This is a genomic window from Methanomassiliicoccales archaeon, from assembly GCA_038740345.1.
Classification (GTDB): Archaea; Thermoplasmatota; Thermoplasmata; order Methanomassiliicoccales; family UBA472; genus JAJRAN01.
The window spans coordinates 66,859-89,607 of sequence record JAVYMA010000003.1 but is presented as its reverse complement, the minus strand read 5'-3'; the positions used below and the strand labels follow the sequence as shown (position 1 = coordinate 89,607).

Genomic DNA, 22,749 nt, shown 5'->3' with positions numbered 1-22,749 from the left:
ATGTTCAGGGCAGAGTTGGTCGGGGTTTATACCGTAGGGGAGATCCCTGAGCAACTGCTCCCCTTTGTTAACATTCAGGCGAAGAGGGAGAGGAAGGAGCTCAAGCAGGGCGAGAAAGTAGCCGCTTTCAGGATAGAAGGCACATCTTCCTTTGTGGTGGCGTTCATCTCCACCCTCAAGTCCGTGAAGGAGATGGAGGAACGGCTTAAGGAACAGGAGGTTGCGCTCGACTCTCTTTCTAAGCGCTGCCTTGAGTCTGTACTGAAGGAATATGGGGAAGCACTCTAAGCGACCTTCTAATCCCTTCATATTTTTTCAAATACCTTTTGGCCGTTGGCAAAAGAATTTATTGGGCCAGATTAAATAGGCACTCATGTCCTACTCAGCCTCTGGAAAAATAGGATCGATGGAGTGGACGCAACCTAAGGCCACTGCCAGGGCGTATGTTCTTAAGAAGGATGGGGAGGAGAAGGCGAGATTGACCTTCACCTCACCTCTAGGCTCATTGGCTCGCGGGGAATATGAGGGAAAAGTCATTACGCTTAAGCGTGGCGGATTCCTTTGTCCTTTCATATCTGTGAGAAGGCAAGGCGAGACCACGAACCTTGCCGTGCTCAGATTCAGCTGGGGGTTCGAGCTCTCTGGCCAACTATCGATGGCAGATGGGAGGAATTATATCTTCCATGGTCCGAGCATAAGGAAGGATTACTTCGAGATAACTGACCATTCGGGCAGGCCCCTGTGCAGGTTGACGCATGAGGCATCATTGTTGCGTCGCAGGGGGGAGTTCCATGACTTGGGGCTTACTGAGAAAGATCCTGAACCGCTATTCCTGGCCATCCTCTTGTGGTATGCGGCCATGATGATGTTCGACGAGGAATTGGCAGCCAGCAGCGCAGCAGCGCCAGGAGAGTGTCCTACTAGCGGGGTGGAAAGTGAGCGCGAGAAATAATCCTCAGAGGGTACTAGAGCTGAAGCAAACCAGGCCGATGGCTAGGCAATACGTACTTCTCGAAGAGGGCTTGGAAGTAGGATGGCTGCAGTTCTTAAAGGCATTCGGCTCTCTCGCGGAAATGGGGAGCAAAGGAAAGAGTTTCACATTAAAGCGTGTCGGTTTCCTCAGACCGATGGTAACGGTTCGGAAGAAAGATTTGGAAGAGGACATAGCTTATGTTAAGTTCGAGCGGAGCTGGGGTGTCAAGTGCACGCTGGAGTTATTGAATGGAGGTACCATAGAGATGAGAGGGCCTACGTTGAGAGACAGCAACTGGACTTTTTATCAATCGGACGGCGATTTGATGGTGTTCAGTTACAAACAAAAGCTGCTGTGCGTTGAAGGCACCTGTCAGATTCTAAAAGAATCAGCTTGGATTGACCCGATAATGCTCTCCTTGATCGGATGGTACCTGATAATCCTAATCTTAATGGAAAAAGTCAGTTGATCGCTTTCGCTTCGTGTTTCTCGACATTTCTTATTCAATTGGGTGTGAACCTCATTCTTCTCATAGCCAGTACCCATTTTTTAGCAGTATTGGCAGAGTTCATCGTCAAGTAAAGCTTTAATAGGCGTAACCATTTCGGAATCTGCCTTAAGCACGGAGGCTATTCAATTGGCTGAGAAGAAAAAAGCGGCCGCCAAGACGACGGCGCGCAAGGTCAAGGACCGATGGAAGGCGAAGGAGTGGTATAAGATCCTCGCGCCGATGATGTTCAACCAAGCTTCGCTAGGAGAGACGCCAAGCTCTGATCCCGCCACACTCATTGGCCGAACCACGGAGGTGACGGTCCACGATCTGACTGGTGACTTCTCCAAAATGCATGTGAAACTCAAGTTCAAAATCAATGACGTGCGCGGATTCGAAGCTCACACTGTGTTTGTGGGACAGGATCTTACCAGTGATTATATTCGCAGGCTGACCCGACGAAAGAAGACCAAAACCGACCATGTTATAGACGTGGTCACTAAGGACGGTTATAAGGTCAGGATAAAGCCGATGAGCATCACTGACAAGAGGATTCAATCCTCGCAGGAGACCGCAGTTCGCACCCTGATGACGAATGACCTTCAGGCTGCGGCAAGGGAAATGACGATTTCCGATCTGGTGAAGCAGATAATCTCCGGAGACCTGGCTAAAAGGCTATCCAATGCCTCAAAGGTCATCGTACCGATAAAGCGTGTGGAGATTCGAAGAACTGAGGTTCTGGAGATGGGTTCGGTTGAATCCCAGAATCAATCGATCATAGAGGCTCCACAACCGACCGAATCCCAGACCGTTACATCCCCCTCCTCTGAAACTGGGGAAGCGGAGGAGAGCGAAGAGTTAGCGGTAGAGGAAGAGGTCTTGGAAGAGAGTGAAGAACCAGAAGGATCAGAGCAATAAACCCCAAATGCCGGGGTGGCTCAGCCTGGTGGAGCGTCGGACTCATAGGGTAAGAGGAATAACACCGAGACCTCTCCAGGGAAATCCGAAGGTCAGGGGTTCGAACCCCCTCCCCGGCACCTAAATATTTCTGATTCTGCCTTGTGAAATCGGAGCCAGTTAATCATCCTCTACTCATATTCTCCTAACTTTATATTTCATATTCGAGAAGGATGTATCGTGGTATTGTCCGCATCCTTAATGTAGGAGCATCTCTGTCCTCGTGCGGGGTGAAAAAATAAGAGTGATAATCTACACTGGTAAAGGAGGTGTAGGTAAGACCTCGGTGGCAGCCGCAACCGCGCTAAGGGCTGCGAAGTTGGGCTACAAGACCATAGCCATCTCCACAGATCAAGCTCATTCCCTGGCGGACAGTCTCGACGTCCAATTAGGAGGAAAGCCCAAGCAGGTGGCTGAGAACCTTTGGGCATTGGAGGTGGATGTGCTGTATGAGATGGAGCACCGGTGGCAGGAGATTGACAAGTATGTCACGGAGTTCCTCGCCTCTCAGGGCATTGAGGGCGTGACCGCGAAGGAAATGACGGTCTGGCCGGGAATGGAGCTCATGTCAGCACTGTTCTATCTTTGGGAGTACAACGAGACCAAAGAGTTCGACGTTATTGTCATCGACACAGCACCCACGGGAGAAACTTTGAGATTGCTCTCCTTTCCTGATGTGAGCGATTGGTGGTTCGACAAGATCTATAAGGTCCTGAAGAACATTACCAAACTGGCAAGGGCGACGGTGGGGAAGGTGATGTCTGCTCCTCTGCCACCGGACGAACTCTTCAAGGACATAGACCATATAAGAGAACGCTTGAAAGTGGTCAAGAAGATCCTTGACGACCCTAACATAACCTCCATTCGTTTAGTGGTAAATCCCGAAAAGATGGTGATTAATGAGACTAAGCGTGCCTACACCTATCTTTCTCTCTACAATCTTACGGTTGACAGCCTGGTAATTAATCGTTTACTGCCGGAAGATGGTACAGGGGAGTACTTCAAAGATAAGCTTGAGGAACAGAAAAAGTATATGCAGATAATCGAGGAATCCTTCTCTCCTCTCAAAACTCTCAAGGCCACCCTCTTCTCCACAGAACTATTCGGCATGGATAGCTTGGAGCGCCTGGCGGACATGCTCTTCGATGGGGAAGACCCCACCCAAGTCTACACCACGGAGAAAGCCTTGCGCATCTATGTGGATAATGGGATAGATACCATCTCTATAAAATTGCCCTTCTCCACGAAACAGGAGGTAGAATTATATAAGTCGAGTGATACATTGATTGTGCAGGTGGGCTGGTACAAGAGGTCGGTGGCCTTGCCATACTCCTTGGTCAACAAAGAGGCCACCAAGGCTGAATTCAAGGATGGATACCTGCTGATACGTTTCGAGGGAGGTGAGCCGGTTGGCGAAAGGAAAAAGAACAGAAAAGGCCGATGAGGCCGTGGAGATAAATGCGGAGGAGAATTTAGAATCCGCTCAAGAGCAAGGGGCCTCAGGGGTGGCGGGGATGATGTCCAGGGAGACGCAAATGCACATATTCCGAGCGATGACCGAGCTGGCGCAGGCATTCGAGGGGATGATGCCTAAGAGCATGTTCCCGGAAGAGGCTAAGAAGCACGGCAAGGCGGCGAAGAAGGAGCTTTTACTAATGATGAGAGCCCTTATCGATGCAGAAATCGAAAGGGTGGAGAAGGGGAGACCGGGCGGAGAGGTCAAACTGAAGAAGATAAAGGTCGAGTGATGTTTCAGCTATGCCTAGTTCGTTCGATTGACTCACCCTTTACGCTGTCGCTCGAAGCATTCCTCGCAAAGCAACATCCCCTGTAGTTCCGCTAGATCGCTGGAATATGTTCCACAGCTCTCGCAGTAGCCCTCGCTCAAGTCTATGCGAGAAGAGGCGCAGGATGCTCCGATCTTGGACCATTCCCTAGTGAGTTCGATAAGGGAGGGAGAGAGGCGGAGCACATCATTCTCTGTGATTATTCCCACTAGGCTTCCTCCTTGAACCACCGGCAGACGACGCAATCTCATATCTGCCATCTTCCTGGATGCGTCGGCTACGCTTTCCTTAGGTCCGATGGTTATTAGAGGTGCGCTCATTATCTCCTCAACTTTGACCTTTGCAGCCGCTTTTCCCTCTGCCAATACCTTATGCACTAAGTCTTTCTCAGTAACTATCCCCACTGGTTTCCCCTTCTCTAAAACCACCAGGCTTCCGATATTCTCTTGACGCATCAGTTTGGCGGCCGATTGAGCTGTCATATCGGGAGTGATAGTCCTGGGATTCTTGCTCATCACCTCTTCTACCAAGATATCCTTCGCCCTTTCCCTCATGATGATATACTAGAGCGCGGAATTGATAAAGAGTTTTCTTAAGCCTCGCTTTTTCACTCTTCGAAACTTAGCAAATTTCGCTGACAAAAAAGGAGGTGAAAGTTTAAGCACACCAAATTTTACGAAAGAGACAAATATCATGAGAAGTTGGCGAAAATCCTAAGGTGATAGGGAAGAGCGATATGATAGGATTCGTATGATTCCAATGCAACCTCAATCATGAAACTTAGCCTCTTTGGCATCCCCATATCACGAATCTTTTAATATGGAAGGTCTAGAATCTACCATATGCACCTGGAGGTTCGCGCTAATAAGGCTGACGAATATGGTGCTTTAGCTCGTCAAGGTAATGACCATGAACGATAAGGAAGGCGAGTGCGCAGTTAGGATCGCGAGGCAGACAATCGAGGCGGAGGCTGAGGATAAGGATCCCGGTCAGATCGACGCTCCGGGGAGTTTTCGCGAAAAAAGAGGTGTCTTCGTGACCATTCATACATATCCAGATATGAACCTCCGCGGCTGCATCGGATACCCTGAACCAGTATATTCTTTGGGGAAGGCTTTGGTGAAGGCTGCTCAGGGGGCCTGCCATGACCCTCGTTTTCCCCGTCTCAGGGCCGAGGAGCTACCTAATATAGTCGTGGAAGTAAGCGTGCTGACACCTCCTGTGGAGATAAAGATAGACGACAGGAAGCGGCTCCCTTCACAGGTCAGGATAGGGCAGGACGGTCTCATAGTGGAGATGGGATATTATCGGGGCCTTCTGTTGCCCCAGGTGGCTACGGAGTGGGGTTTCGATGCAGAAACATTTCTCTCGGAAACGTGCATGAAGGCAGGGTTGACTCCTGATTGCTGGCTCGATCGAGCGTGCAAGATATACAAATTCCAAGCAGAGATTTTCGCTGAAGAGGAGCCAAGGGGCAAGGTGAAAAGAAAAGTCCTAGAGTGATGGCATGGAACTGGTGGTAGAGGGGAGGGCTTGGTTCAACGGCAAGCTGCAGCACCTTTGCATCGGCATAGATGAAGGAAAGATAGCGGAGATAAGAAAAACCCTGAAGGGAGATAAAAACCTGGACTTCAATGACAGATTAATCCTTCCTGCTGCCATCGACGTGCATACGCATATGCGGGATCCAGGGCTAACTCATAAAGAGGACTTCTCCTCAGGAACCATCGCGGCTCTGTTCGGAGGTGTGACCTGCGTTCTCGATATGCCAAACACAAAGCCTCCGACCTTAGGCCGAGATGAGGTCATATGGAAGAAAGAGATCGCTTCCAAAAAGGCTTGGACAGACTTTGGCCTCTTTGGAGGAATTAGCGAATCTTCCAATCCTCGGCGCATCGCTGATCTCGTGGTCGGTTTCAAGATCTATATGTCATCCACAACGGGGAGCATTCTCTTAGCCGAAGACGAGGGAATAAGAAGAGCTGTGGAAGCAATCCGACCTCTGAATAAAGTAATCAGCGTTCATGCGGAGGATGAACATTTGCTCTTGAAAAGAAGAGATATGAGCATTGTGCAGCATGGGGAGTCAAGACCGCCTCAAGCGGAAGCCTCAGCCATCGCTCGATTGGCCGAGCACTCGAAAAAGGCGAAGATCAACATCTGTCATGTAAGTTGTCGTGAAGGCCTGTCAGCGTTAGAAAAGGGAAAATTCACATGCGAGGCCACTCCTCACCATATGTTACTGGACATTTCCACGTGCTCTCGCAAAGGATATTGTAAAGTCAATCCGCCTTTAAGGTCTAAGGAGGATCGAGAGGCGTTACTCGCAGCTTTCGCGGTGGGAAAAGTGGATATATTGGCTTCGGACCACGCGCCTCATACTCCGGAGGAGAAGGAGATGGAATTCGATTCAGTCCCTTCAGGCGTTCCCGGGGTGGAAACCTCGTTCCCTTTGATGATGGCTCAGGTCAGGAAAGGAGCGATCTCGTTGGAACGCCTCGTCGATGCCGCCTGCACCAAACCCGCTTCTATATTTGGCCTGAACAAAGGTGCGATAGGGAAGGGAATGGATGCAGACTTGATGGTTTTGGACCCTCGTCAGGTAAGCCTCGTCTCCGCCCGCCGAGTGCGCTCCAAATGCGGTTGGACGCCCTTCGAAGGACATGAGGCCATCTTTCCCCAGGCCGTTTTCTTGAGGGGGCAATTGATGGTAGAAGATGGAGGACTGGTGGGGGAGCGTATAGGGAGGGACGTGGTTGCCAGGGGTAGATTTGCCACTTGACCTTTCGGAATTGCAGGGGCAGAAGTTCGTCTGCATCGACAACTGCTCCTTGTGTTGCCTATGTCAGCCCGAGTTATTAAGCTCAGAGGAAGAATTCTTCAGGCGCAACTATCCTCAAAAGATCATCATACGAAAGTTTCCGCATAAGCATACAGCCCTGGCCATGAAGAATGGATTTGGTCCGTGCACCTTCCTCGAGCATGGGAGATGCACCATATATTCACATAGACCGCATTTCTGCCGCCAGTTCCCCTTCCATGTACATTTGATGGAACGAGTACAGTTCTCCTTGGATCTTTCGTGCAGAGGGGTGTGGGAGGGAAGGGGCGAGGATGCCTCGGCTTTGGGCTTGAAATTGGCACTGGACAATGAAACGAGATTGCTCTCGGCCTTGAATCATGCCAAAAGAGTTCACCAAGAGTTCTTGGCCAATTGCAAGGAAGCAGGCCTGGTTCCATCGCCTCGCAAGCACCGCATAGCCTTCGAAAGCGTTCTACAGCGCACTTCAGAGCTAGGATTTCTAGGATGGATATTGGACAGGTCTATGGAAGAAGAGGAGATGAATCTTCTAGAGCATCCATCCAAGACCTATCTGGATGATTCTGGCTTGGAGGAGCTGCGAAAGGCCGCCATGGAGGTCTCGCTAGAATCCTTGGCCTCTGAGGATCCGATGTACTCTCCTGTCTATTGTAGCCCTGAAGGGAGGTGGAATTTGTTCCTGTCCTCCAATGGAGGCATCGAGATATACAGACTGTTGGATGACGGGAATATGGAGCGAGAGAGGAAGATAGACCCCAACCAGATACCTTTATTGCCGCCTGAAGCTGAAGGGAAGGAGCTCTTTTCTCGTTACCTGGGAATCTTGAATCGCAGGGACTCCTTGTTGGGCCACGCCTACTATCTTATGGACGAGTATGGCTATGAAGATTACTTCCCCAATGTATTCTATGGGGTTCTTGCATCTTCTGGTCTGGATCTTCTATGGAGGGCTTCCCTGCTCGCTTACATCTCAGGCGGTCGATTGGACTGGTATCATATTAGAGAAGGAATCATCTTCTATGACATGGATCGGCTGGATGCCCCAACCATAGGAGCTTTTGTCTGAATTCTCTAGCTCACAATGCATCCTCATCCCTTCTATCCCTCATCGTCTGGATGAACCTCTTCATCCAATTTAGACCGTAATTCGCCTGAGTTAGCGCGGGCCTAACATCTCCCCTCTCGTAATATGGAAGGACATCAGGAATGAACCAGGAGCGAATCCAATCGGCGAGAGTGAGCCTTCCTCGTCTTCTAAGTCTTATAAAACTATCGAAATCATCCAGAGGATTCCAAAACCTCAAACCTTCTTTGAATCCATTCATCACTGGCGGCTCTAGCTTCAAAGCGTCCAGATAATATAGCAGAGGAAGATTGATGCCGCAACGAGTGGCGAAATAGATCTGGAACCACGGACGGCCATTGATCTCTATCATCTTCCATTCCCCATCCTCCAAATCTCTCTTGAATCCGATGACTCCGATGCCAGCGAAACCAATTCCTCTCATGTATCTCATGGCCGTCTCCTCGACCTCAGGAAGTCTCTTGCTCAGCAGCAGGGTTCCGATGCCGAAGTTCGGAGGTGTTTGCCTAAGCTTCTGCCATGTTACACTGGCCTGGATCCTCCCGTTTGGGGAGATGTATGCGCCTACTGCAGCGAAATTCTCCCCTGGAGGCATTACGATCCTCTGCACCATGCCTTCCAATCCTGCTGCCAATACCTGGGAGAATCTGGCTTCTAGTTCCTGAGGTGTCCTTACGATGAACCCCTTGTTGCCAAATACGCGAGCCCAGAGATGGGAATAATGGCCCTTGATGAAGGCAGGGTAGCGGAGAAGGCTCTCGATCTTTACCACCTCACTCATGTCCCTTGGATAGAAAGTTTCGGGGATGGGCACTCCCAATCGCTCAGCCCACTCATACTGGTATCTCTTGTAGACGAGACCTTCCACCACTGATCTCTCAGGAAGAACGAATGCGAAATGCCTAGCCAAACGCTCTCGATTGCGAGAAACGAAGAGGAGGAAGGCATCAGAGCAGGGGAACAATACCCCAACATCTCGAAGCTCCTCGCCCAGGTGCATGAGCTGCGCCAGCAACTCCTCAGGCGAGGTAACCGGGTCAGGGCATTGGCGGCCATCGACAAAACGAGAATGGAAACCAGGGGCATAAATATCGAAGTCCATTCCGATTATGGGTATGCCTTGTGAAGCCAAGCTTCGCGCTACGCCAAGGCCGCTCGCACCCATGCTCAGGATAACGGCAGGATTCATGGTCGCCCCCCCCTTTCAAAGAAATACAAGATTGTTTGAGGATTAATGAGATTGTTTAATTATTAGCACTTTACTTCTAAAAATACTCAAGCATGAATAATCTATGCATCATGAGAAGTTCTGAACCCAAAATGGGGACATAATGGGGGCATAAGATCTTATTCTGGTATCAAACCGACTATAAAAAAGAAGACAATCTACTCCATCAACAGACGAGTATGTGTTCGTTCTCAGAACAATGAAATAGCCATAGGACTACGAGGAGACAGAATAGATAGCAGTCTTGATCCAGGGGGTTAGATTGATGCTTCGGATAAGCCAGCAAGATGTAGATGACCGTTCAGCAAAAGCATAAGAAACGGGGGCGATTTCCAAACATATCCCGTGGAGGGATAAGGCATATCTCCTAACGCTAAGAAACTTATTTGACTATTTTTCTGAGGGCTTGAACATAATGGAGTTATCGATTTACCTTTGCCATTGGCTGTATCATTTCAAGAACTAGATATTAAAGGGTCGAGATTAACATTGGAGAACTGAAGCCAGAACACACACCTCAAAAATCGCACGGATAAATCTCCGACAAAGGGTCCGACTTCAAAAAATCGGATTTGGTTGAAAAGGTTTTCAATGAACAGGAGAATGGGGTTTATCCAGTCATTCCGCTACATAAGTTCTGCGTAAAGACCTGTAGCAAAGCTTTTAATACCCTGGCAATAATCGGGCAAAATGGTGATTTAGAGCATGCAAAAGCCTCTCATGGTATTGAACCAGGCGATCAACAGCCAGGTCATCGTAGAGCTCAAGGGCAACCGCGAGTACCGGGGAGTGCTTGACGGCTATGACCCTCACATGAACCTCGTGCTGAGGAACGCTGAGGAATTGGTTAATAACGAAGTGAAAAGAAAGCTCAACATCACCATTGTCCGCGGTGACAATGTCATCTACATCTCGCCTTAGGAGTTGTTTCTATGGGAAAAGGCACACCCGCCATGGGAAAGATGGGGAAAAAGAAGACTCATGTCCCTTGCCGCCGTTGCGGAAAACACTCATATAACATAAGGAAGGGAGCATGCGCTTCATGTGGGTATGGAAAGACCACCAAATGGAGATCCTACAGTTGGGCAAAAATCCACTGAGTCTCGGGGTTTAGATTTGTCCGACAAGCCAAAACATTTCTGCGGCGTTGCCGGAATGTCTCTAAGCACCGATTGCGTTCCTTTCTTGAGGAAAGCCCTGCGCGTCATCCAACATCGTGGGCAAGAGAGCGCAGGCATCTCTGTATTCGATGGCCGGATAAAGACCATTCGAGGCATGGGCTTAGTACACGAAGTTCTTAACCCCCGAGCCCTTGCCAATCTGCGCGGCAATTCGGGAATAGGTCACGTGCGCTATTCTACCACGGGTTCGTCGTGCGCGGAGAATTGCGCTCCCTTGACCGTGACTACCTTGCATGGGGATATCTCCATCGCTCACAACGGAGACATCGTGAATGCGGAGAGATTGCGATCCAAGCTGCAGGCGGAGGGCTGGGCTTTTCTGACCACCACGGATTCCGAGATCATCGTAAGGCTGATCGCCAATGAACTCTCCCAGAATTTGGACCCCATCCGCGCTATCAAGAATACCATGAGGTTGATAGACGGGGCTTACTCCCTTGCCGTCCAGGTCAACTCAAGGGTCTTCGGTGTGCGTGATCCTTACGGCTTTCGCCCTCTCTGCCTCGGGCGCCTTCAGGATGGATATGCCATAGCCTCGGAGAGCTGCGTATTCGATGTCCTTCAAGGGGAATTCGTTAGAGATGTCCAACCAGGGGAGATAGTGGAGATCACATCCACCTCATTCCAATCCCATTCTGTCCCTGCCATGCCCAATCGCGCGCATTGCATGTTCGAGTGGGTCTATTTCGCCCGGCCCGATTCGATAATCGAAGGAGTGGAGGTATATGAGGCCAGGAAGAGGTTGGGGCAGATTCTGGCTCAGGAGCAGCCGGCCGAGGCCGATGTGGTGGTGCCTGTTCCCGACTCAGGGAGGGCTCATGCCATGGGCTACGCTGAGGTCTTGGGCATACCTTACGAAGAAGGATTCATGAAGAACAGGTATGTGGAGCGAACATTCATCATGCCGGAGCAAGTGGCTAGGGATGAAGGCGTGGCATTGAAGCTGAATCCCATCCTATCTACCATCAAAGGCAAACGCGTGGTATTGGTCGATGACTCCATTGTGCGCGGAACGACCATGAGGCGCATAGTTCAGATGACCAGGAGAGCGGGTGCGAAGGAAGTCCACGTGCGCATCGGCTGCCCTCCCGTGCGAGCGCCCTGCTATTATGGGATCGATATGAAGACGAGAGAGCAGTTCGCGGCTACCAATCGCACCATTCCGGAGATAGCCAAGCTGATAACCGCCGACTCCGTCGGCTACACCTCCATTCAAGGTTTGGTGAAAGCTTTAGGCATCCCTGAGAACGACCTCTGCATGGCCTGCCTCACGGGGGAATATCCTACCAAGATTCCTGGAGAGAGGACTCGCTTTCAGCGTAGGCTGGATGTTAAAGATGATATGTAATTCCACATTAGCTCGTCGATCCACCTGTCAAGGGCCCAGTTGGCGATTTTCCCCGAATCCTCCTCCTCGATTGCAGAGCAAACTCGCTCTTATGCAAAAGTACGAGAGATGCGGCCTTCTACAATATCTGATCTGCTTCATACCATCGCGGCTGCATCTTTCATAAGAGGTCAAACGAAGAAGACCATGCCAGAAAAGCATGATGGTGACGATTCTAAAGTGAGGCGTTGCATCTGTTTTTGGAGATTTGAACAATATTCGATCTCTTGATCGTGGTCCGGATTGGTGCTTACAAGGAGCGAATCAGGGGATGAACAGCCGCATGAGCTTCAGATATAATGATGGAATCAATGTTTGCTTAGGTCAGTGCTTCATCATTTATACGTTTATTATTGAAACAGACGCGCTCCAGGCCCGAAGGGATAGGAACCGAAAAGGATAATTAGAACAATCACTTTTGCGATGCTGCACGGGCCGGTAGATCAGCTGGAAGATCGCTATCTTGGCATGGTAGAGGCCGCGAGTTCAAATCTCGCCCGGTCCACTCATCCTCATTTTTATGTCTTTTCAGGGTTCAGATCTCGACGAAAATATCCTCACCTTCCACAGTGACCTTGTAGATTTTCATATCGCGGGCCCTCCCAAATGGAAGCCAAGGTCCCTTCAAGGCTTTACCAGTAGTTATATCGAATTCCGAACCGTGCTTGGGGCATTTTACCCTCTTTCCTATCAACTTACCCTCCCACAGCTTTGCCCCCATATGCGAGCAAAGGCCATCCATGGCGCGGTACGTTCCATCCACGTTCGCTAGCACTAGCATCTTGCCCTCTATCTCCAGCCCCATCAACTTCCCTGGCGATAGTTCCGACACCTTTCCAACCTTGACTTTGGTCATTATGCCACCGGCAATGATTTCAGACTCAGGACTATTTCATGATTTGTATGCAATCGATTTAGTCCTTAGTTCCCGGCTCCTTGGAAGCAATAAATAGATTCTGTGCGGATTAGGAATGCGAATGCTGATAGATGGCCACACGCATGTGTGGAGACGCAAGATGCTGCCCAGCTCATTACTCAGGGCCTATCTGGAGCCCTTGCTAGCCCTGGATGGGATAGCCTTCGACATGAAGATGGATAGGGAACAGGACTGGCCTATGTCCCAGGTGGATACTGAGTGGTTACTGAGATCGATGAAAGATGCCGGCGTGGACAGGTCTGTGGTGCTGCCGCTGGACTTTGGCATGGTAGAGGAGCCTGAGATAGGAGTGGAAGGGTATAATGACTGGGTTTTCGAATGCTGCAGAAGTGAGAAGGAGCTGATACCCTTCATCGGGGTAGATCCCGCACGCGGTAAGCAAGCGGCTGCATTGGTGCGAAAATATGTGAAGCATTGTGACGCTAAGGGTGTTAAAGTATATCCCCCCACAGGTTATTTCCCCTTCGAGGAAAGAATCTCTTACTTTTGGGATCTGGTGGAGGAAAACGAGCTCATCGTAGTAACTCATGCTGGGGCCTCGTGGGGGCCGCTGGACGAGAGTTATTCCCATCCGCAGCATTTCGCATCGGTGCTCGATAAGCACCCCGATATGATATTGGTGATAGCGCATCTCGGCGGCAAGTTCCGAGAGGAGACCTATGAGCTCGCTAAGCGCTATCCTAACGTCTACGCCGATATCTCAGCCTTGCAGGGCTGGCTACCATCTCAGCCCGAGGTATGCATATCGCGCCTGCAGGAGGCCGTGGCCAGAATGCCTGGACGCATAATATTCGGTTCTGATTGGCCTCTTTTCGATATGGCCTATCCATATAGCTTTTGGGTTCGCTTCCTCAAAGAGGAGCCTTGGGCAGACGAGAGCACCAAGTCCCAAGTCCTGGGAGGAACTCTGGCCAGACTGCTTCATTTATAGCGAGCACGCATGTGGAGATTTTTCAATTCATATTGTAAGAGGCGCTCCCCAAGCCCCGTCGAAGAAGTTCTCCCCCACTGGCTTGCGCTCAGGCCTCACCATCTCTATCGCCTTCTGTTTATCTGACAGCAATGAGGTGTCCCCGTCAAGGAAGCCGATTATGACCATGGTGATCACCGTGTATTCCGCAGGTATCCCCAACTCGTTCTTCAGTATCAACGGGTCATAGCCGGCGATAGGATGAGCTATCAGACCGAACTCGGTGGCCTGAAGCAGCATCTGCCCTACCGCCAATCCTGTGCTGAACAGGAAATAGTTGCGACCATCCGATAGGTCATGACAATCATCCTCCTGCTTGGCGGCGACCACCATTATAAGAGGGGCCCTGGTGGCCCAGGAGTTCCCTTTGGAGAGAGCCTTTTTGGCCTTGGCCAGGGATTCTGGTGAGCGGCATACGATAATCCGCCATGGCTGATTATTGTTGCATGAGGCAGAGAGGCGTATGGCTTCTACCAACATCGAGACCTTCTCCATGTCTATCTCCTTAGGCCCTATCGCTCGCTTCGCTCTTCTCGTTAGGATCGCTTCTCGAACTTCCATATTAGCACCATTAGTTAGGAGCATTACTCAAGGCATAATTTCTTTTCGGCAGCATGGCAAACGATATTCCAGCAAAAGCAAAAAGGTCCAATCTTTAATATCAGCATAGAACGATTCTGCTTTCTATGTTGGATTTATTAGCCAGGGAACCTGTTCCCGCTCTCTTGCTTCTTCTAGGAGGCTTATTGGCCTTCACCATAGCGGTTCTCGGCAATAGCAAGAAGACTTCCGTTGACAGTATAGCCAGAGGGCTCGGGTTCTTTGTTGGATTAGCCTTGGTTCTTCTCGCTATCGCTCTTGTATGGGACAAGAGCGGAGCCACCTCGACCTGGTTGATATCCCTTCTTTTAGGCGTCGGGCTCTTCTTCAAAATTTTCAAGAAGGTGCCTGTGGCAGCATTGCTGGCCTTGTTGATAGGAGCTGTGGTCGGCTTCTTCCTCCTTAAGACAGAGCTGAGCGCGATTGTAGTTCTCAGCATCACCGTAGTGGTGATGCTTATTGTATTTATCGTGGCCAGAACGGCGGAATTCCTTGGCGACCTTGTTGGCAGGATACTCGGCCTCAGGCCAGTTCTTCTCCTTCTTGGCATCATAGGGATGATTGAATCCGTTCTGCTTTTCATGCAGAGCTCCTTGTCTAGCATTTTAGCGGTCCTGTAAAAGTGAAAGACAATGAAGAGGAAAAATGCAAGTTATATTATACAACGCATAACCTAGTTTTAATCATGGCCGTAGCGGGGGAGCCTCTCACACAGATCGTGTTGGGAGCAGGGGCAGCAGTGGCCCTTCTTGTTGGGATTGTGGGCAGGAAGGTAAAGAGCAGCGAAGATGAATTCAAGATGTTCGTGCGGATCCTTAGCGGTTTGACCGGCGTTTTCATGATTGGATGGGTTTTTGTTATGGTCTTGGAAGGAGGATGGGATGTGTTATGGTGGATAATGTTCCTCATCCTCGGAGTAGGTCTCCTCTTCCCATTGCTCCCGATAGTCAATATAGGGTCGATATTGGCATTGATCTTGGCCGCGGTGACGGCGTTCGCTATATCTGCTTATTTAGAGGCATTATGGCTTCTCATTCTATTCCTAGTGGTATTCTTCTTCCTTTGGTTCGTGTTGGGCATCCTGTTCAGGGCAGTAAGGAGATTCGGGGCAGTGCTCGGCTCCAGGGTCGTTTTGCTAATCATCGGCTTCATCGCTGGGGTGATGGCGGTATATTCCTTGGTCACCTGAGCAAGAGCATGAAAAATGAAGAGACAGGGAGCGCAAAGTATTAAGTAGCGAACCAGTATGGCATGCCGGTCGGGCTCGTAGCTTAGATTGGATATAGCGCTGGCCTTCTATGCCCCTTTGCAGGGAGGCGAAGGGAGCCAGAGGTCCCGGGTTCGAAACCCTGGTCTAGGGCGAAATTCCCGGCGGGCCCGCCTCACGCTGAAGCAAAGGCTTTTAAATGCCTACGAAATCTCGGCACAACACACGAGGAGACTATCTGAATGAAGAGAAGCTCACGCGCCTGGAAGAAGAGGGGTAAGCAGCGTTGGAAATGGCGCAAGAAGAAGATGCGCCGACGCAAGCGTGCCCAGAAGATGCGCAAGAGGTAAGCTTACCTATGGGGGTATGGGGTAATTCGGCATCCTCGCGGGCTCCAGTTAATCGGGTGTGATCGCGAACGGGTTTGCTGACCGGTGATGACTAACTGGAGCGGTGACCCGTTGATTTGCATGGGGTAGCTCCCCATGTGGTGGAAACCCGCTGATCTGGGTTCAAATCCCAGTGCCCCCACATTCTCCATCCTCACCCTTTTCATAGTCTCGTTTCCTTTTTATTTAAATGACTTTATTATTCCTCGGGTTAAGCCCTATCTCAATTTCTCTAGTCCTATAACAAAGCCTCGCATACTGACTGAACCCAGCGTCACCTTGGCGTTGAAAAAAGTGATATGCTCTCCCTTCTCAGAGGCTCCTAGAACGTAGAGGGCAGGCAAAAAGTGCTCATTGGTAGGTATGGACATGCGCGCAGCTTGGCCCAGAGACCAGTAATCAATAAGGGACTTGTGGTCTCGCGACAGGATTCGCTTCTCCACCTCTCGATCGAATTGCAATGCCCAGGGGTACGCGAATCCTTCTTTGGAAACGGCCTCAAAAGGGTTGTGCACTAAGTTCCCGCTGCCCATGAGCAAAACACCTTCTTTCCTAAGGGGTGATAGTTTACCTCCCCTTCGGTAATGCTCCTTAGCCTCAGCATCGAGGTCCAAGCTCAATTGCACGACAGGAATCTCAGCCTCTGGGTACATCCAGGTTAGCACCGACCATGTGCCGTGATCCAGTCCCCACTCCCTATCCTCAAGCACTTTCACTGGGGCAAGCAGCTTCCTCACCTTATCACATAATTCCTTGGAGCCAGGAGCAGGATATCTCTTATCAAAGAGCTGTCCAGGGAAGTCGAAGAAGTCATGGATGGTGTGTGGGCGTTCGAGGGAAGTGACCCTCGAGCCCTTGGTGGTCCAATGAGCGGAAATGCACAGGATCGCCTTGGGCCTTGGCAACAACTTGCCTAGCCTAGCCCATGTACGAGAGTATTCATTGTTTTCGATAGCGTTCAGAGGGCTTCCGTGGCCTACGAAGACGACAGGCATCATCTTTTCCATGGTACCGTGAGATATGGCCAAGGATGCGATAATCCTTGTCTTTTTACAATTCAATGTAACATGAAAAAACACTCATTTTTCAAAGGAATCGAAATCATCTGAAGAGGATGCGTTATATGCCGTCTGTAAATTGAACAATCTATTTGCTCGAGAGATTTTCTCCACCATAAGAGCGTCTCCTAGTATCTACCCACTTGATGCTTTTATGGGCTATGCCATTGATTCTTAACGGAATAAATAGATGCGGCTATTCACCACAAAAAGATGCTATTTCAAAAGCTATTTCTAATTCTTCCCATATTGAGAAATCGGGGAGTCCCCGTGGACCTTCTCCAACTTCCCCACCATTTAACGTTTTGCGGGGGCTCCTCGCTTTTACATGAGCTTTCTAAGCATTGTGTTTTCATAGAGATTGATTCCTAATAGATGCATATTTAAAAACGGAGGACAGAATGGAGAATCAAAACTAGATTCAACTCGCAAGACCGGGGGAATCATTCTGTCAATTCATCTTAGACCATTCAGGTCTACCTCGGTCCTCAACCGTCGTAAAATCCTCAGGTCCTTCTCTAATGACTCACCCAACCTAGAGCCTTGTTCCGCGATGATCTTCACTTTCTCGGCTTTGAAATCCTCCGCCGTCTTGCCTCCCCAATCACCCAGCATCCTAAGGCCCAGTCCTTTCAATTGTATCATTCCAAACGTCAGGGCGAGATCGTAGATAAGCTCAGGTATGAGCCAAGGGTCGAAAGGAATTCTCTCGGGGATCTCATTGGGATAGCGAAGCACCATAATGGGTACGCGGGCGGCCTCCGCCGCCGCGCTCGCCTTGTCATCCGTGCTGAGGAAGAGAAGGTCAAGCCTCTGCTCCTCAGCGTACCTCCCTAGGGAGCGAAGGATCTCGGCATCCCTCTCTTCCTTATTTTCATGCCACATGCCTCCTTTGACATCCCAAACGCTGTACTTCGAGCGAATGGCAGTTAGCTCGGCCGAGGCGGCCATGGCCCTTCTACCATCCTTATGAAGGCAATTCAGCATGAGGTCCAGGCCTTGTGGATAGTGGAAGGCGCGCTTCAACATGTTGATATCTTTAGGGCTGTACTTATTGCGCACTCTTTCTGCTACCTCCCTATCGACCAGGTCCGCGATCAAGAGTTGGACTCGGCTCACATCGTAATCCTTGGAACCGCAGGCATCGGAATAGAGCAATAGGCGGGAGAACAGCCTCTTATAGGCTACGTTGGTATCCAATGCTAGGCAGGGTTGCTTGGGATGGCGGGAAGGCTGCCTCCTTTTATCCTCCATCCTCCTCAATTCTAAGATCAACTCATTCATGTTGTTAGGCGGCAGGAGCAGTGAGGAATGCAGCGCCTCCCGGAAGTCTGCCAGGTCTGGCACCTCGCGGTCATAGGGCGGTGGAAGCTTGCTCTGCAGCGCTGAAGAGGCGCGAGCGTAATCTGATTCCCGCACTAGGAACTCCACGCTACCATGGCCTCGGAGATCCAATCCTAACAGCTCCAGATTGAGGAATGGCGAATGAATGGTTATGCTGGTGCGGTCCTGCAGCAAAGCCTCATTCAGCACCGTCACGATGAAATCCTTGGTGGCTATGAGCTCAATCACGCTCTCCCCCCTTCATTCCTTTTCCCCTTCACCTCTCTCAATATCTCGTGTGGGTGCTGCAGCATGAGTGGTATCTCCAGATACGGACGAGCAGCGTTGCGAAGGTCCTCGATGTACAGGTAGAATATGTTCTGGAACTCATTGCGTGCCATCCCCGTTATGACGGAACCAAGCACCGTCACCTTCGTTCCAGGGGTCACATCCAATGAGACCTCATTGCCAGATCTGCGCTCCTCAGTGCAGATCGCCCTCACTTCATCCGCCACGGCCACCACATCCTCCTCTGGTATGATGCGAAGCATCACCTCTCCTTTGGAGTCGCTCTCCTGCAGAAGTATCCGGATCATGGCGGCGGCTTTCTCCGCGGAGGGTTTATCGCAGCCTGCAGTCAAAATGTAAACCCTATCTGGCAGGTAGTCATAGGCCCTGACCGAAGCCCAAACGGAATTGAACAGGCCCCAGATGCTCCTTCCCATCATGGTGATGAGAGTGCGCATGTACCTCACCTCAGGCAGAGCCGATAGTCCTCCCATAAGAGTCGATATCGACCAGCCCTATGGCCTTGCGTATGATGCTCTGCGTTTGTTGCGGGGGTGGAGTGGTATTGACCATATGCACCTCGCAGCGCCTGAGGAGCTCCTCGAAGAACCTTCTCCTCAACCGCAACTTGCGCTCATCCCTGATCAGTTGGTGAGGGTTGCAGAAATCGTTCTCTTCCAAGTACTCCATGGCCTCTTCTGTGTTGAGATGGTACACCACCCTATCATCCTTCTTATCCCTCTTCAGAAGAAGAACGTGCTGCAAGGAGGTCATCGGCACCACGCCCGTAGTGCCCACAATCCAGCGTATGTTGAGCACCGCCCTCTCGTGGCCGTCGAGCACCGCCCTCTGCACTAGAGGCTTGTACTCCTTCCAGACCTCTCCGATATCGCCTTCCACATAGCAATTCTTCTCCGAGGCGAAGGCCAAGTGTCGCTTTTGAGATAGCCTCACGAAGAACCAATCATCTGTGACCAAGCGAGCCTCAGCATGTCTCAGCAGCCCCCAGGAATGAGTGGTCTTCCCGGTCTTCGAGGGCGCGACCAGCGCTACACCCTTGCCCGCCACATCTATGGCCGCTCCGTGGACTGAGTGTATGCCATGAGAATCCTCCAGGATATCGCCCGCGATGGCCAAGGCGACCGATTTCACATAACCGTAGTAATGCACGTTGAACATGAAGGCGGTGCTGGACACAGGTTCGTACATCACTCCCTGCTCCATTTCTGGATCATCGAGCACTATCAAACGTCCATGGGATCTTACGCCCTCACTCATGGAATAGAAGTTTTCCCTCCAGGTGGAGATCATCGCCTCCTGATCGGTTAGGAGCTTGAGGCAGCAGCCGTAGATCTCGGCCTTGTGCGTGAGATTAGCCCTGCTTGCATATTTCGCCACTAGATCATCCTTGAGCCCTTGATCGATGAGCTTGACCGCGTACCCCATCACAGATCACGGTTATGTATGGACTAGGGCTCAAATTAATATGCGCTCATCTCTTGCCGTTCAAGGTCTTGAGCAGCTTGTATTCCATGGAATCGATCAATGCCATCAGGCTGGCTTCGATGATGTTCTCTGACACGCCCACCGTGGTCCAAGTCATCTCCCCGTCGGTGGAGCGGATGAGGACACGTACGCTGGCGGCCGTCGCCTGCTTGGCGTCTATAACTCTCACCTTATAGTCGATGAGGCGGATCTGCTTGATCTCGGGATAGAATCGCTCCAGAGCCTTGCGCAGTGCCCTGTCCAAGGCATTAACGGGGCCGTTGCCGTCGGAGGCGGTGTGCTCCACTAAGCCGTTAGGGTCCACCACTTTCACGCTAGCTTCTGACCTCATGATGTCCCCCGAGACGTCCACGAAGATGCGGAATCCCTCTAATTTGAAAGGAGTGAAGCTCTCCCCGCGCAGCCGCCGCACCAACAGCTCGAAGGAAGCCTCCGCCGCTTCGAATTGATAGCCTTTAGACTCCAATTGCTTGAGCTTCTCCAGGATGAGCTTCCCCTTGTCCTTCTCCTCCTCGATGCCCAGCTCCTTGGCCTTGGCTAATATGTTCGAGGTGCCGGCCAGCTCAGAGACCAGGATGCGCCTCATATTGCCCACCAGCTCAGGGGAGATGTGCTCGTACGTGCGAGGATCCTTGAGCACGGCGCTGACATGGACGCCTCCCTTATGCGCGAAGGCGCTCTTCCCAACGTAGGGCATGCGTTGATCCGGCAGGATGTTCACGATCTCACCCACGAAATTCGCCGTGGAGGTGAGGCCGCTCAGATCCTTTACCCCCGTCCGCTTGCCCATCTTCAACATCAATGCCGGTATTATGGAGCACAGATTGGCGTTGCCGCACCTTTCCCCTAGGCCATTTATGGTTCCCTGCACCATGCTGGCTCCTGCTTCCACGGCCGCCAAGGAATTGGCCACGGCCAGCTCCGAGTCGTTGTGAGCGTGCACCCCGATCTCCACCTTGCTCGACCGGCGCACCTTCCTCACAGCTTTGGCCACCTCAGAGGGCAGACTGCCTCCGTTGGTGTCGCAGAGGACCAGGTATTCAGCCCCGGCTTCCTCGGCGGTGTGAAGCGCTTCCAGAGCATACTCAGCATTTGCCTTGAAGCCGTCAAAGAAATGCTCGGCGTCGAAGATGACTTTCCTCCCCTTCCCTGCCAGGAATGAGACAGAATCCTCTATTATCTCTAGGTTCTCTTCCAAGGAAACGCCCAGCGCCTTTTCTGCATGCAAATCCCAGCTCTTGCCGAAGATGCACACGTACTCCGTTCCCGCATCGATGAGTGCCTTCATGCTGGCATCCGCTGCAGCCTTGGCACCAGCCTTCCTCGTGCTTCCGAAAGACACCAGCTTGGCATGCCTCAGCTCCAATTTCGCGGCGGCCTTGAAGAAGGCCTTGTCCTTCGGATTGGAAGCGGGAAAGCCGCCTTCGACGAAGTCTATGCCGAAGGCATCTAGCTTAGCCAAGATATCCAGCTTGTCCTCGGGGGAGAAGGAGACGCCTTCGGTCTGCGCCCCATCCCTCAAAGTCGTGTCATAAAGATTAACCCGTTCGACCAATAAATAAATCCCTTCTTGACGATTTATTTGCCATGGCCTAACCTGCCGTGGCAGAGCGTAGCAATGGGGATGTATTTAAACCCTGTTCTTTTGCCTTTTTCTCCTCGACACGCAATTCTCCTTCATCAATGCCACTAGATCGCTCAGGATGGCGGAGGCGGTTTCCATCTTGCCTGCGCCCCTACCGGCCACGGTTATCTCGCCGGCCAGGTCGGTCATGATCTGGAAGATGTTCAACGTGCCGCCTATGGACAGAGGATGTCCCAATGGGACCAGGCGAGGGGAAACCTCAAGTCTCGTCTCCGACACCTCGGCGATGAGGCGTATGACCCTGCGTTCCTCCGCCGCCAACTCCACCGCCTCCAAGGAGATGCCTCGTATGCCGTGGCGCCTCACATCGTTGAAGCTGACGTCCCTCTTGAAGATGGCGTTGGCAAGGATGGCAGCCTTGGCGGCCGAATCTATGCCATCTATGTCATATGAGGGGTCGCGCTCCGCATACCCCATCTCCTGCGCCTCGCGCAAGGCCTGATCGAAGGGAAGTCCCTCTTCTTTCATGCGATTGAGTATGAAGTTGCAAGTGCCGTTGACTATGCCCCTTATCGAGAGGATGCGCTCCCCCATCAGCAGCTCTCGAGATAGATTGATGAGGGGGGTGGCGCCTCCTACGGAAGCCTCGAAGCGCAGCCTGGCACCACTTCTCTCCGCTGCCCTGGACAGCTCGCGGAATCTGAGGGCCAGAGGTCCTTTGTTGGCGGTGACGACGTCCTTGCCTTCTTTCAAGGCCGTAATCATGTTGGTGAAGCCAGGCTCGGCATCTATGATGTTGGTCGGGGTGACCTCGATCATCACATCATATCCTATCTCCGCCAGGACATCTGCTGGCGCTCTTCCCTGCAGATCGACACCCACCTTGCCCGAACTGGCCTTGCGCTCTGCGAGCTCCCTAGGGTCAAGGCCTTTCTTGGAAATGACGTAGGAGGTGGAGTCGAACACTCCTACCACACG

Annotated in this window: 25 protein-coding genes and 4 tRNA genes; 19 read left to right on the top strand and 10 right to left on the bottom strand. The window is 51.4% G+C overall.

Annotated features, from left to right (window positions below; translation table 11 throughout):
- From QW520_02095 to QW520_02065, 7 genes are all read left to right on the top strand, one after another.
- Complete coding sequence (locus QW520_02095) at positions 1 to 288, top strand: DUF749 family protein (GenBank protein ID MEM0448594.1); 288 nt, start codon at positions 1 to 3, stop codon at positions 286 to 288.
- 85 nt (positions 289 to 373) lie between these two features.
- Complete coding sequence (locus tag QW520_02090; GenBank protein ID MEM0448593.1) at positions 374 to 952, top strand: hypothetical protein; 579 nt, start codon at positions 374 to 376, stop codon at positions 950 to 952.
- Positions 936 to 1,442, top strand: a complete 507-nt coding sequence (locus QW520_02085; protein MEM0448592.1) for a hypothetical protein — start codon at positions 936 to 938, stop codon at positions 1,440 to 1,442. The genes QW520_02090 and QW520_02085 overlap by 17 nt, the downstream gene beginning before the upstream one ends.
- Positions 1,443 to 1,610: 168 nt before the next feature.
- The gene (locus tag QW520_02080; GenBank protein MEM0448591.1) at positions 1,611 to 2,381 is read left to right on the top strand and encodes a 30S ribosomal protein S3ae; all 771 of its coding nucleotides are present in this window, start codon (positions 1,611 to 1,613) and stop codon (positions 2,379 to 2,381) included.
- 9 nt (positions 2,382 to 2,390) lie between these two features.
- Positions 2,391 to 2,500: transfer RNA gene (locus QW520_02075), tRNA-Met, on the top strand.
- A 143-nt stretch (positions 2,501 to 2,643) separates the two neighbouring features.
- Positions 2,644 to 3,864 carry a TRC40/GET3/ArsA family transport-energizing ATPase gene (locus QW520_02070; GenBank protein MEM0448590.1) on the top strand — a complete coding sequence of 407 codons (1,221 nt, stop codon included), beginning with the start codon at positions 2,644 to 2,646 and terminating at the stop codon, positions 3,862 to 3,864.
- Complete coding sequence (locus QW520_02065; protein ID MEM0448589.1) at positions 3,830 to 4,168, top strand: hypothetical protein; 339 nt, start codon at positions 3,830 to 3,832, stop codon at positions 4,166 to 4,168. The genes QW520_02070 and QW520_02065 overlap by 35 nt, the downstream gene beginning before the upstream one ends.
- Positions 4,169 to 4,200: 32 nt before the next feature.
- On the opposite strand, the gene QW520_02060 is transcribed toward QW520_02065, so the two are convergent.
- On the bottom strand, positions 4,201 to 4,761 hold the full coding sequence (locus tag QW520_02060) for a CBS domain-containing protein (protein ID MEM0448588.1): 561 nt from the start codon (positions 4,759 to 4,761) through the stop codon (positions 4,201 to 4,203).
- A 349-nt stretch (positions 4,762 to 5,110) separates the two neighbouring features.
- Here QW520_02060 and QW520_02055 point away from each other — a divergent pair, with 349 nt between their 5' ends.
- The 3 genes from QW520_02055 to QW520_02045 are packed head-to-tail and all read left to right on the top strand — an operon-like array spanning position 5,111 to position 8,094.
- Entirely contained in the window at positions 5,111 to 5,710 is a 600-nt protein-coding gene (locus QW520_02055; GenBank protein MEM0448587.1) for a TIGR00296 family protein, read from the top strand.
- Positions 5,711 to 5,714: 4 nt separating this feature from the next.
- Positions 5,715 to 6,989 carry a dihydroorotase gene (gene pyrC, locus QW520_02050; GenBank protein ID MEM0448586.1) on the top strand — a complete coding sequence of 425 codons (1,275 nt, stop codon included), beginning with the start codon at positions 5,715 to 5,717 and terminating at the stop codon, positions 6,987 to 6,989.
- Positions 6,964 to 8,094: a YkgJ family cysteine cluster protein gene (locus tag QW520_02045; protein ID MEM0448585.1), complete on the top strand. Its 1,131-nt coding sequence runs from the start codon at positions 6,964 to 6,966 to the stop codon at positions 8,092 to 8,094. Before pyrC ends, QW520_02045 begins: the two co-directional genes overlap by 26 nt.
- A gap of 10 nt (positions 8,095 to 8,104) precedes the next feature.
- Here the strand turns inward: QW520_02045 and QW520_02040 are convergent, their stop codons facing one another.
- Positions 8,105 to 9,301, bottom strand: a complete 1,197-nt coding sequence (locus tag QW520_02040) for a hypothetical protein (GenBank protein MEM0448584.1) — start codon at positions 9,299 to 9,301, stop codon at positions 8,105 to 8,107.
- Positions 9,302 to 10,045: 744 nt separating this feature from the next.
- Between QW520_02040 and QW520_02035 the strand changes: the two genes are divergently transcribed.
- From QW520_02035 to QW520_02020, 4 genes are all read left to right on the top strand, one after another.
- The gene (locus QW520_02035; protein ID MEM0448583.1) at positions 10,046 to 10,261 is read left to right on the top strand and encodes an LSM domain-containing protein; all 216 of its coding nucleotides are present in this window, start codon (positions 10,046 to 10,048) and stop codon (positions 10,259 to 10,261) included.
- 11 nt (positions 10,262 to 10,272) lie between these two features.
- On the top strand, positions 10,273 to 10,440 hold the full coding sequence (locus tag QW520_02030) for a 50S ribosomal protein L37e (protein ID MEM0448582.1): 168 nt from the start codon (positions 10,273 to 10,275) through the stop codon (positions 10,438 to 10,440).
- Positions 10,391 to 11,869, top strand: a complete 1,479-nt coding sequence (gene purF / locus QW520_02025; protein ID MEM0448581.1) for an amidophosphoribosyltransferase — start codon at positions 10,391 to 10,393, stop codon at positions 11,867 to 11,869. The genes QW520_02030 and purF overlap by 50 nt, the downstream gene beginning before the upstream one ends.
- 471 nt (positions 11,870 to 12,340) lie before the next feature.
- A tRNA-Ala gene (locus tag QW520_02020) sits at positions 12,341 to 12,413 on the top strand.
- A 30-nt stretch (positions 12,414 to 12,443) separates the two neighbouring features.
- Here the strand turns inward: QW520_02020 and QW520_02015 are convergent.
- The gene (locus QW520_02015) at positions 12,444 to 12,764 is read right to left on the bottom strand and encodes a Rieske 2Fe-2S domain-containing protein (protein ID MEM0448580.1); all 321 of its coding nucleotides are present in this window, start codon (positions 12,762 to 12,764) and stop codon (positions 12,444 to 12,446) included.
- A 121-nt stretch (positions 12,765 to 12,885) separates the two neighbouring features.
- On the opposite strand from QW520_02015, the gene QW520_02010 reads away from it, so the two are divergent.
- The gene (locus QW520_02010; GenBank protein ID MEM0448579.1) at positions 12,886 to 13,776 is read left to right on the top strand and encodes an amidohydrolase family protein; all 891 of its coding nucleotides are present in this window, start codon (positions 12,886 to 12,888) and stop codon (positions 13,774 to 13,776) included.
- 27 nt (positions 13,777 to 13,803) lie between these two features.
- On the opposite strand, the gene QW520_02005 is transcribed toward QW520_02010, so the two are convergent.
- Positions 13,804 to 14,376 carry a nitroreductase family protein gene (locus QW520_02005; GenBank protein ID MEM0448578.1) on the bottom strand — a complete coding sequence of 191 codons (573 nt, stop codon included), beginning with the start codon at positions 14,374 to 14,376 and terminating at the stop codon, positions 13,804 to 13,806.
- A gap of 125 nt (positions 14,377 to 14,501) precedes the next feature.
- Between QW520_02005 and QW520_02000 the strand changes: the two genes are divergently transcribed.
- From QW520_02000 to QW520_01985, 4 genes are all read left to right on the top strand, one after another.
- Positions 14,502 to 15,035, top strand: a complete 534-nt coding sequence (locus QW520_02000; GenBank protein MEM0448577.1) for a hypothetical protein — start codon at positions 14,502 to 14,504, stop codon at positions 15,033 to 15,035.
- 65 nt (positions 15,036 to 15,100) lie between these two features.
- Positions 15,101 to 15,604 carry a hypothetical protein gene (locus QW520_01995; protein MEM0448576.1) on the top strand — a complete coding sequence of 168 codons (504 nt, stop codon included), beginning with the start codon at positions 15,101 to 15,103 and terminating at the stop codon, positions 15,602 to 15,604.
- A 71-nt stretch (positions 15,605 to 15,675) separates the two neighbouring features.
- A tRNA-Arg gene (locus QW520_01990) sits at positions 15,676 to 15,795 on the top strand.
- Positions 15,796 to 15,982: 187 nt separating this feature from the next.
- Positions 15,983 to 16,153 (top strand) — tRNA-Trp (locus tag QW520_01985).
- A gap of 76 nt (positions 16,154 to 16,229) precedes the next feature.
- Here QW520_01985 and ygiD read toward each other — a convergent pair.
- From ygiD to QW520_01955, 6 genes are all read right to left on the bottom strand, one after another.
- Positions 16,230 to 17,018: a 4,5-DOPA dioxygenase extradiol gene (ygiD, locus tag QW520_01980; protein ID MEM0448575.1), complete on the bottom strand. Its 789-nt coding sequence runs from the start codon at positions 17,016 to 17,018 to the stop codon at positions 16,230 to 16,232.
- 507 nt (positions 17,019 to 17,525) lie between these two features.
- Positions 17,526 to 18,641, bottom strand: a complete 1,116-nt coding sequence (locus QW520_01975; GenBank protein MEM0448574.1) for a hypothetical protein — start codon at positions 18,639 to 18,641, stop codon at positions 17,526 to 17,528.
- On the bottom strand, positions 18,638 to 19,138 hold the full coding sequence (locus tag QW520_01970; protein MEM0448573.1) for a hypothetical protein: 501 nt from the start codon (positions 19,136 to 19,138) through the stop codon (positions 18,638 to 18,640). The genes QW520_01975 and QW520_01970 overlap by 4 nt, the downstream gene beginning before the upstream one ends.
- Before the next feature lie 10 nt (positions 19,139 to 19,148).
- Entirely contained in the window at positions 19,149 to 20,126 is a 978-nt protein-coding gene (locus tag QW520_01965) for a hypothetical protein (GenBank protein MEM0448572.1), read from the bottom strand.
- 46 nt (positions 20,127 to 20,172) lie between these two features.
- A complete protein-coding gene (cimA, locus tag QW520_01960; protein ID MEM0448571.1) occupies positions 20,173 to 21,741 on the bottom strand; it encodes a citramalate synthase in 1,569 nt (522 codons plus the stop codon).
- Between the two features lie 75 nt (positions 21,742 to 21,816).
- Positions 21,817 to 22,749, bottom strand: a 933-nt coding sequence (locus tag QW520_01955) for a homoserine dehydrogenase (protein MEM0448570.1), incomplete at its 5' end; no start/stop codon positions are given.